This window comes from Kitasatospora sp. NPDC047058, from assembly GCF_040643935.1.
In the GTDB taxonomy this organism is placed as follows: Bacteria; Actinomycetota; Actinomycetes; order Streptomycetales; family Streptomycetaceae; genus Kitasatospora.
The window spans coordinates 1-7,598 of the sequence record NZ_JBEYVJ010000333.1 but is presented as its reverse complement, the minus strand read 5'-3'; the positions used below and the strand labels follow the sequence as shown (position 1 = coordinate 7,598).

7 protein-coding genes are annotated in these 7,598 nt (G+C 72.8%); 5 read left to right on the top strand and 2 right to left on the bottom strand.

What is annotated here, in order from left to right:
- Positions 1-163 precede the first annotated feature (163 nt).
- Complete coding sequence (locus ABZ885_RS31830; protein ID WP_360196300.1) at positions 164-1,330, bottom strand: permease; 1,167 nt, start codon at positions 1,328-1,330, stop codon at positions 164-166.
- A gap of 171 nt (positions 1,331-1,501) precedes the next feature.
- Between ABZ885_RS31830 and ABZ885_RS31825 the strand changes: the two genes are divergently transcribed.
- The 4 genes from ABZ885_RS31825 to ABZ885_RS31810 all read left to right on the top strand — a co-directional run bounded on the left by ABZ885_RS31825 (position 1,502) and on the right by ABZ885_RS31810 (position 5,251).
- Entirely contained in the window at positions 1,502-2,080 is a 579-nt protein-coding gene (locus ABZ885_RS31825) for a DUF4328 domain-containing protein (protein WP_360196298.1), read from the top strand.
- 146 nt (positions 2,081-2,226) lie between these two features.
- A complete protein-coding gene (locus ABZ885_RS31820; RefSeq protein WP_360196295.1) occupies positions 2,227-3,681 on the top strand; it encodes a TerD family protein in 1,455 nt (484 codons plus the stop codon).
- Positions 3,682-3,757: 76 nt separating this feature from the next.
- On the top strand, positions 3,758-4,450 hold the full coding sequence (locus tag ABZ885_RS31815; protein ID WP_360196292.1) for an AIM24 family protein: 693 nt from the start codon (positions 3,758-3,760) through the stop codon (positions 4,448-4,450).
- Positions 4,451-4,480: 30 nt separating this feature from the next.
- The gene (locus ABZ885_RS31810; protein WP_360196289.1) at positions 4,481-5,251 is read left to right on the top strand and encodes an AIM24 family protein; all 771 of its coding nucleotides are present in this window, start codon (positions 4,481-4,483) and stop codon (positions 5,249-5,251) included.
- Positions 5,252-5,346: 95 nt separating this feature from the next.
- Here the strand turns inward: ABZ885_RS31810 and ABZ885_RS31805 are convergent, their stop codons facing one another.
- Positions 5,347-5,925 carry a hypothetical protein gene (locus ABZ885_RS31805; protein WP_360196286.1) on the bottom strand — a complete coding sequence of 193 codons (579 nt, stop codon included), beginning with the start codon at positions 5,923-5,925 and terminating at the stop codon, positions 5,347-5,349.
- Between the two features lie 283 nt (positions 5,926-6,208).
- Here ABZ885_RS31805 and ABZ885_RS31800 point away from each other — a divergent pair, with 283 nt between their 5' ends.
- Positions 6,209-7,549 (top strand): YncE family protein, encoded by a 1,341-nt coding sequence (locus tag ABZ885_RS31800; RefSeq protein ID WP_360196283.1) that lies wholly within the window; start codon positions 6,209-6,211, stop codon positions 7,547-7,549.
- The last annotated feature ends 49 nt before the right edge of the window (positions 7,550-7,598 follow it).

Sequence of the window (7,598 nt, the reverse complement as noted above, 5' to 3'; positions counted from 1 at the left end):
GGAACGTTGATGTGGAACAACGCCCCTAAAACACTCGCTGCCTGACCTGCGGGAACGTGGGCGGTGCGGCACGGTCAGGGATGGGCATCGGGCCGCTGGGCTTCGAGTGAACGGCGCGTCGCTCCCGCCCCCCCGGGCCAGTGATCAGGCCGGGCTCACCGGATCAGCGGCGGGCCCCGGCGTCGCCGAGGCGGGCGTCGGGGGAGCCGCCCATCAGACGCAGCATGGAGCGTCCGCCGGTGCGGAGGAACCGGATCAGCAGGGCGGCGGCGAGGGCGAGGAAGACGATGTTGAGGAAGGTGGTGTAGTTCCAGGAGACGCCCTCCATCGGCACCTCGGCCGAGTCCCGGTCGGGGATCAGGCCGAGCGCGCCGAAGGTGAGCTCGACGAAGTAGCCGGCCACGACCATGGCGGCGTAGAACGTGGCGAGCAGGAAGAGCGCCATACCGCGGCCGTAGTACTTCCGGTAGATGTTGAGGATCGGCAGGATCAGCAGGTCCGCGAAGATGAAGGAGACGACGCCTCCGAAGCTGATGCCCCCGGTCCACAGCACCACGGCGAGCGGCACGTTCCCGATCGAGCAGACGAAGGAGAGCACCGCCACCACCGGGCCGATCAGAGGGCCCCACACCTTGGCGGCCACCGGGTGCCCCTCGAAGAAGAACGAGTGCCAGAAGCTGTCGGGCACCCAGGCGGCGATGGCTCCGGCGATCAGCAGGCCGAGCACGAGGTCCCGCAGGATGGCCGCCCACTCCATGACGAACACGTGCGCCACCGAGGTGTAGCCCTCGCCGGAGAACAGCCGGGCGGCGAACGAACCCTCGCGCCGGACGGACATGTCCATCGCCGCGTGGCCCTCCATGGAGCCCGCCCGCCCCCGTTCGGCCTGCCCGCGGGCCTCGCGCAGCAGCCGCTCCCGCAGGTACAGCCGGAACAGGACGGCCAGCACCGCGATCATCACCGGCCCGCCGACGAACTCGGCCGCGGTGAACTGCCACCCCATCAGCAGCGCCAGGATGATGCCGAGCTCGACGACCAGGTTGGTGGAGGCGATCTCGAACGCCATGGCCGCGGTGAAGTCCGCACCCTTGCGGAACAGCGAGCGGGCCAGCGCGACGGCGGCGTACGAGCAGGACGAGGACGCGGCGCCCAGCCCGGCGGCGCGGACCAGCGTGCGCGGGCGGTCGTCGCCGAGCAGCGAGACGACCGTGGACTTGCGCACCACGGCCTGCACGACGGCCGAGAGGGCGAAACCGAGGATGAGGGCCCAGGTGATCTCCCAGGTCATCGAGCCGGTGATCTTCAGGGCGTGCAGGATCGCGTGCGTCATGCGCCCAGCCTTCCCCCGCCCGCCCCGGACCGGCCGCTGACACGCAGACAGCCGCCCGACCGCTCACCCGCCGCCGGAGGTCAGGGAGGTGGACGAACGGAGCCCGGCGCGGCTAGGTTGCCCCTCGCCTCCGCGTGATCGGCATCGCGGGCAGCCCGCGAAGGAGCCACCGTGCAGTCGGAGACACTCGACCCCGCCGCCCCCGCCTCCGCCCCGGCCGCGCCGGCCCTGCGCGACCCGCGGGAGCTGGCGACCGGTCTGCAGGTGGCGGTCGTCGCGGAGTCGGCGCTGTGGACCGCCGTGGTGGCGACCGGCGGCAGGACCGGGCCGCCGGCCTGGGCCGCCCCCCTGGTGACGGCCCTCACCCTGATCGCGCTGGTCCTGGTGGCCTGCTGGCTGCGCCGCTGCCGGCTCAACGGCGAGGTGCTGGCCCCGGGCACTCTCCGCTACGGCCCCGGCCTCGCGGCGGGCGCGTGGTTCATCCCGCTGGCCATGTGGTGGATACCGGCCCGGATCGTCCTCGACGTCCGGCGGGCGAGCGGCCTCGACGGCCGGGCGTGGCTGCTCGCGGGCTGGTGGTCGACGCACCTGGCCAGGACCGCGCTCTGGCTCGGGATGACCTTCGCCGGCGCCGCGGGGGCCGACGTCACCGACGCCGTCACCGCACCGCTCGGGGTCGTCAGCGGCGTCCTGATGATCCTGACGGTCCGGGAGATCACCGCCGCCCAGGCCAAACACCTCGCCGGGTAGCCGGAAACAGCCGGATCCAGCCGGAAATCCCTGGTCAACGGCAACCATCCGGGTTCCTGGTTCGTCCGAACGGGGTGGGGTAAGGTCTGCGGGACCACGCCCGTGACGCATCCGAGAAAGCAGTTGGGGAGGGCCGGCCCGGCGCCATGACCAGGGAACTCGCAAAAGCTTCACGCGTGCGCATCGCGGATCTGACGCCGCGTACCGAGCTCTACCTCGGGGTGCACCTGGACGCGCCCGGTCTGCTGTTCGACATCAGCTGCTTCGGCCTGGACGCCGAGGAGCGGCTGAGCGACGACCGCTACTTCGTCTTCTTCAACCAGCCGGCCAGCCCCGAGGGCGCGATCCGGCTGCTGGGCGCGCAGTCCGGCGACAGCGAGGCCTTCCGGATCCTGCTGCCGGACGTCCCGCCGGCCATCCACCGGCTCAGCCTGACCGCGACCATCGACGGCGACGGCCGGATGTCGCAGCTCGCCTCCGGGTACGTCCGGCTGGTCGCGGACGGCGCCGAGGTCGGCCGGTACTCCTTCACCGGCGCCGAGTTCAGCACCGAACGCGCGGTGATGCTGGCGGACGTCTACCGGCGCAACGGCGAGTGGCGCTTCACACCGGTCGGTCAGGGCTTCGACGGCGGCCTGCAGGCGCTGCTGGAGAACTTCGGCGGCGAGGTGATCGAGGACGAGCCCGCGGCACCCCCGGCACCGGCCCCGGCCGCTCCCGCGCCGACCGTCGCCGTGCCCGTCGTGCCGGCGCCCGCCGCCACACCGACGCTCGCTGCGCCCGCCGTCGCCACCCCGACGCTCGCTGCGCCCGCCGTCGCCACCCCGACGCTCGCCATCCCGACGCTCGCCACCCCGACGCTCGCCGCGCCGATCGCCGCCGCCCCGACCGTCCAGGTTCCGGCGCAGCCGCCCGCCTGGGAGCAGCCGCCGGCCGGCCCCGGGGTCGCGGTGAGCCTGGTCAAGTACGCCGAGGTCCCCGAGCAGTCCGGCTGGGTGCAGCAGAACGACCACCTCGTCCGCTACACCCTCACCAAGGGCCAGGACGTCCTCGCCCTGCACGGCAGCATGGTGGCCTACCAGGGCCGCGCCGACTTCGCCCACGAGAGCTCCGGCATGCTGCGCAGGCTGACCGGCAACCTCACCGGGCAGACGCTGAAGCTGATGCGGGTCACCGGCGAGGGGCAGGTGTTCCTCGCGGACGAGGCCAGCCACCTGCACCGAGTGCGGCTGGAGGGCGACGCGATCTGCGTCAGCTCCGACCGGGTGCTGGCCTTCGACGCGCACCTGGAGCACGAGGTGCGCCGGATCGAGGGCGAGGGCCTGCCGAACGGCGGCTTCTACACGCTCCAGTTCAGCGGCCACGGCACGGTGGTGGTGAAGACCAACGGCATCCCCGTGGTGCTGCCGGTCACCCCGGCGCCGGAGACGTACGCCGACATCCACGCGCTGGTCGCCTGGTCGCGGGGCGCGCAGGTGATCACCACCGCCCCGGTGCGGATCCGGCGCTCGGCGTACGCGGGGCACGCCGCGGAGTCGTACAGCCTGCAGTTCAGGGGCGGGCCGGGCAACTTCATCGTGGTCCAGCCGTTCGAGGTCTGAGCGGGCGGAACGTGCGCCCCCCGCTTCGGTCCTACAGAACTTCGGTCGAACAGAACCCCGGTCAAGGAGGTCGGTGATGGAACAGCGGCTGCTCTCGGGCACCTACCTGGAGGGTTGTACGGCCTCGCCGGCCACGGCCCGGATGAGCAACCACGGCGGCGCGATGTGCAAGGTCGCCGTGAGCGGCGGGCAGGACGTGTTCGCCAAGGCGGGCGCGATGGTGGCCTACGACGGCTTCCTCCAGTACGAGCCGGTCTCGCAGACGTTCCGGCGGACGCTCGGCGAGTGGGCGTCGGGGGAACGCACCCCGCTGCTGCGCTGGTTCGGGGACGGCACGCTCTACCTCGCCGACTTCGGCGCGGACGTGCTCAACCTCCAGCTCGACAACGAGTCGCTCTCCGTCAACGGCTCGCACCTGCTGGCCCTGGACGCCTCGCTGGGCTGCGCCGTCGAGAAGGTGAAGGGCCCGGCGCTGCTGGCCGGCACGGGGCTGTACAACGTGACGGTCAGCGGCAGCGGCTGGGTCTCGGTCACCTCGCGCGGGGTCCCGGTGGTGCTGGACTGCGCCGAGGCCGAGACCTTCGTCGACCCGGACGCGCTGGTCGCCTGGACGACCGGGCTGGAGATCAAGACCCGGCGCACGCTCAAGGTCGGCTCGCTGATCGGCCGGGGGAGCGGCGAGGCCCTGCAACTGGGCTTCACGGGCCGCGGTTTCGTCGTCGTCCAGCCCAGCGAGGACACCTCCGACCGTCTCAAGATCCGCGGCTGACCGGCCCGCAGCTGAGGAGCAGCGACCACGATGCAGAGTTCCCTTCTCGACCACACCGCGCTGACCGGCGAGGACCGCTTCGCCCTGCAGAACCCGCAGCTGCTCCGGGTCGTCCTGGACGGCCGCGCCGAGGTGCTGGCCCGCAGCGGCGCGATGGTCGCGCACACCGGGCGGGTCCAGTTCACGGCCTCGACGCCGCCCGGGCGCCGCGGGCGCAACCGGCAGAACCGGCCGCAGCACCAGCCGCACCAGCCCGGCCCGCACCAGCAGTGGCCGGCCGGGCCCGGGCAGCCGCCGTTCCCGCCCGGCCACCAGCCGCCGCCCGCCCTCGACCTGATGCGCTGCGCCGGCACCGGCACGGTCTACCTCGCCAACCTGGCCCAGCACCTGCACATCCTGGACCTGCGGAACGAGCGGCTGACGATCACCAGCAGCTACGTGCTGGCCCTGGACACCGGCATCGAGTGGCAGGTGGTCGGGATCGAGGGCGGCGAGCGGATCTCCGGCGTCGGCACCTCCAGCCTGGAGCTGTCCGGCAGCGGCACGCTGGTGCTGATGACCTCCGGCCGGCCGCTGGTGATGCCGGTCCGCGCCGGTCAGTACGTCTACGCGGACGCCGACGCGGTGGTCGGCTGGTCCTCGGCGCTGGAGGTGCAGCTCCAGGCCCAGAGCGCCAACACCGAGGCCTGGCGCCGGCGCGGGACGGCGACCGAGGGATGGGAGCTGTCCTTCACCGGCGACGGCTTCGTCATCGTCCAGCCGAGCGAGCTGCTGCCGCCCCAGCGGGTGCCGCTGCGCTGACACCCCGCGGCGGCGCACCGACGGCCGGTACCGGGCCGCCGGGGTGCCGCTACGGGGTGCCGCTATGGGGTGCTGCGCCGCGGTGCTGCACCGGCTCACCGCCGCGGGGTGAACCCGCCCTCGACCAGGTAGAAGTCGGTCGGCTCGGCGGTCGGGGCCACGCACTTGGCGGCGGCCGGCGGCGCCGACGGGTTGTTGAAGGGCGGGATGTGCCAGCCGATCCGCTGCTGCCCGTCCTCGTCGGTGGAGAAGCTGAAGGCCGTCTCGGGGTGCCAGTCCGTCGACGGGGGGTACTGCTCGTGGCCCGGCGGCACGAGGAAGGTGAGGGACTGCACGACGCCGGTGACGGCGGTGGTGCGTCCGTTCTCGGTGACCAGGCAGTCGATCTCGATCTCGAGCCGGTTGGTGGAGAAGGTGCCGTCCTCGTTGGGGAAGGCGTGCTGGATCGTGGCGTGCCCCCGGGCCTCGGTCGAGCCCGGCTCGCTGCCCGCCCGGTGCCGGGAGCGGGCGTCCAGGGCCAGCGTGAGCCGGTCCTGCCCCGCGACGGGGCCCTGCGGGTCCATCCGGGCCCACCCCCGGAGGCCTGCCTTCGGTCCGGCCGCCGCGGCAGCGGCCGGCGCGGCGGCGACCGACACGGCGGTCAGGACGGCCACACCGGCAAGAAGCTTACGCATCGTCATAATCCTTCACCTATGGGGGAGTTCATCCGAGTCGGACCGCCCCGGCGGAGCGGCTGCTCCCAAGGTCGCACCCGGACCGCCACCCGTGCCTCCGCCGTGGGAAGGGTCCCGCTCACCCGCGCGGGGGAGGAAAGCTCTTGCTGACGTCTTGTCAGGAAGGAGGCCCGTCTCTACCGTCGAGTAACGCCACCGGAGGAAGCCCTCCGGTTGAACCACCCTCCGGTGCACCCCACTTCCCACTTCCCACGTCCCCGTGCGCACGCGCGAAGGAGCGGCGATGTCTCACGCCAGGCCCCGGCCGGAATCCCGTCCCACCCGCAACTGCCGCCGCGCCAGGGCCCTCGGCGCCCTCGCCGCCGCCGTCGTGCTGTCCCTCGCCGCCGCCGCCCCGGCCGGTGCGGCGTCCGGCGCAGTCTCCGGCGCAGTCTCCGGTGCCGCGTCCGGGGCCGCTTCCGACCGGGCGGAGGGGCTGCGGGAGGTGATGTTCGTGGGCAACAACTGGGACGGCACCGCGGACGTCATCCGCTCCAGCGGCGACTTCGCCCGGATCGGCCGGATCAACGTCATCCCGGACAAGGACCAGCGGCTCGCCGAGATCTACCTCAACCCGGTCAAGCTCGCCTACTTCCTGGGCATCCGGCTCGGCCCGGGCGAGGGACACGACCAGTTCACCGACGACATGTACTCGACCCCCGACGGGTCCGCGGTGGTCGTCTCCCGCCCGAGCTTCGCCGACGTCGTCTCCATCGACGTCGCCACCGGACGGATCAACTGGCGCTTCCCCGTGTCGGGTTACCGCTCCGACCACATGGCGCTCTCCCCGGACGGCACCCGGGTGGCGGTGTCCGCCTCCACCTCCAACACGGTCCACGTGCTCGACGTCCGGACCGGGGTGCAGCTCGGCTCCTTCGCGACCGGTGACAAGCCGCACGAGAACCTCTTCACCGACGGCGGGCGGCGGATCTGGAACATGTCGATCGGCGAGGTCAACACCGCCCTCGACGCCCCGTGGCTGGACTGGACGAAGGGGGACCGCCGGATCACCGTGGTGGACGCCGCGACCTTCGCGCCGGTCAAGGTGATCGACATGCGGGAGCGGCTCGACGCAGCCGGCCGCTCGGACCTGTCCGACGCGATCCGCCCCGCCGCGTTCACCCCCGACGAGTCGGTGCTCTACTTCCAGGTGTCCTTCTTCAACGGCGTGGTGGAGTACGACGTCGCGGCCGACCGGATCACCCGGATCAAGACGCTGCCGAAGAACCCGGCGACCAGCGAGGACCGCACCACCTGGGTCAACGACTCGCGCCACCACGGCCTGTCGATGAGCCCGGCCGGCGACAAGCTGTGCGTCGCCGGCACCATGGACGACTACGCGACGGTGGTCGACAGGGCCACGCTCCAGGAAGGGGAGCTGGTCCCCGCCGTGAAGCCCTACTGGGCCACGGTCAGCGGCGACGGCCGCAGCTGCGTGATCTCCGAGAGCGGCGCGGACCGGGTGACCGCGATCGACTTCGCCACCGGGCGGCGGACCGTCTCCGTCCCGGTCGGCGACCACCCGCAGCGCGTGCGGCTGGGCCACGTGCCGGCCGGCTGGACCGGTCCCTCGGCGTCACACTGAGGGACCGGCCCACGGCCCGGGGGCACCGCCGCGGGGGCCGGCTGACGCA

Coding starts and splice junctions, on each gene's coding strand:
- ABZ885_RS31805 (WP_360196286.1), bottom strand. CDS start 5,925: ATGCGTAAGCTTCTTGCCGGTGTGGCCGTCCTGACCGCCGTGTCGGTC.
- ABZ885_RS31820 (WP_360196295.1), top strand. CDS start 2,227: ATGACCAGGGAACTCGCAAAAGCTTCACGCGTGCGCATCGCGGATCTG.
- ABZ885_RS31815 (WP_360196292.1), top strand. CDS start 3,758: ATGGAACAGCGGCTGCTCTCGGGCACCTACCTGGAGGGTTGTACGGCC.
- ABZ885_RS31810 (WP_360196289.1), top strand. CDS start 4,481: ATGCAGAGTTCCCTTCTCGACCACACCGCGCTGACCGGCGAGGACCGC.
- ABZ885_RS31800 (WP_360196283.1), top strand. CDS start 6,209: ATGTCTCACGCCAGGCCCCGGCCGGAATCCCGTCCCACCCGCAACTGC.
- ABZ885_RS31830 (WP_360196300.1), bottom strand. CDS start 1,330: ATGACGCACGCGATCCTGCACGCCCTGAAGATCACCGGCTCGATGACC.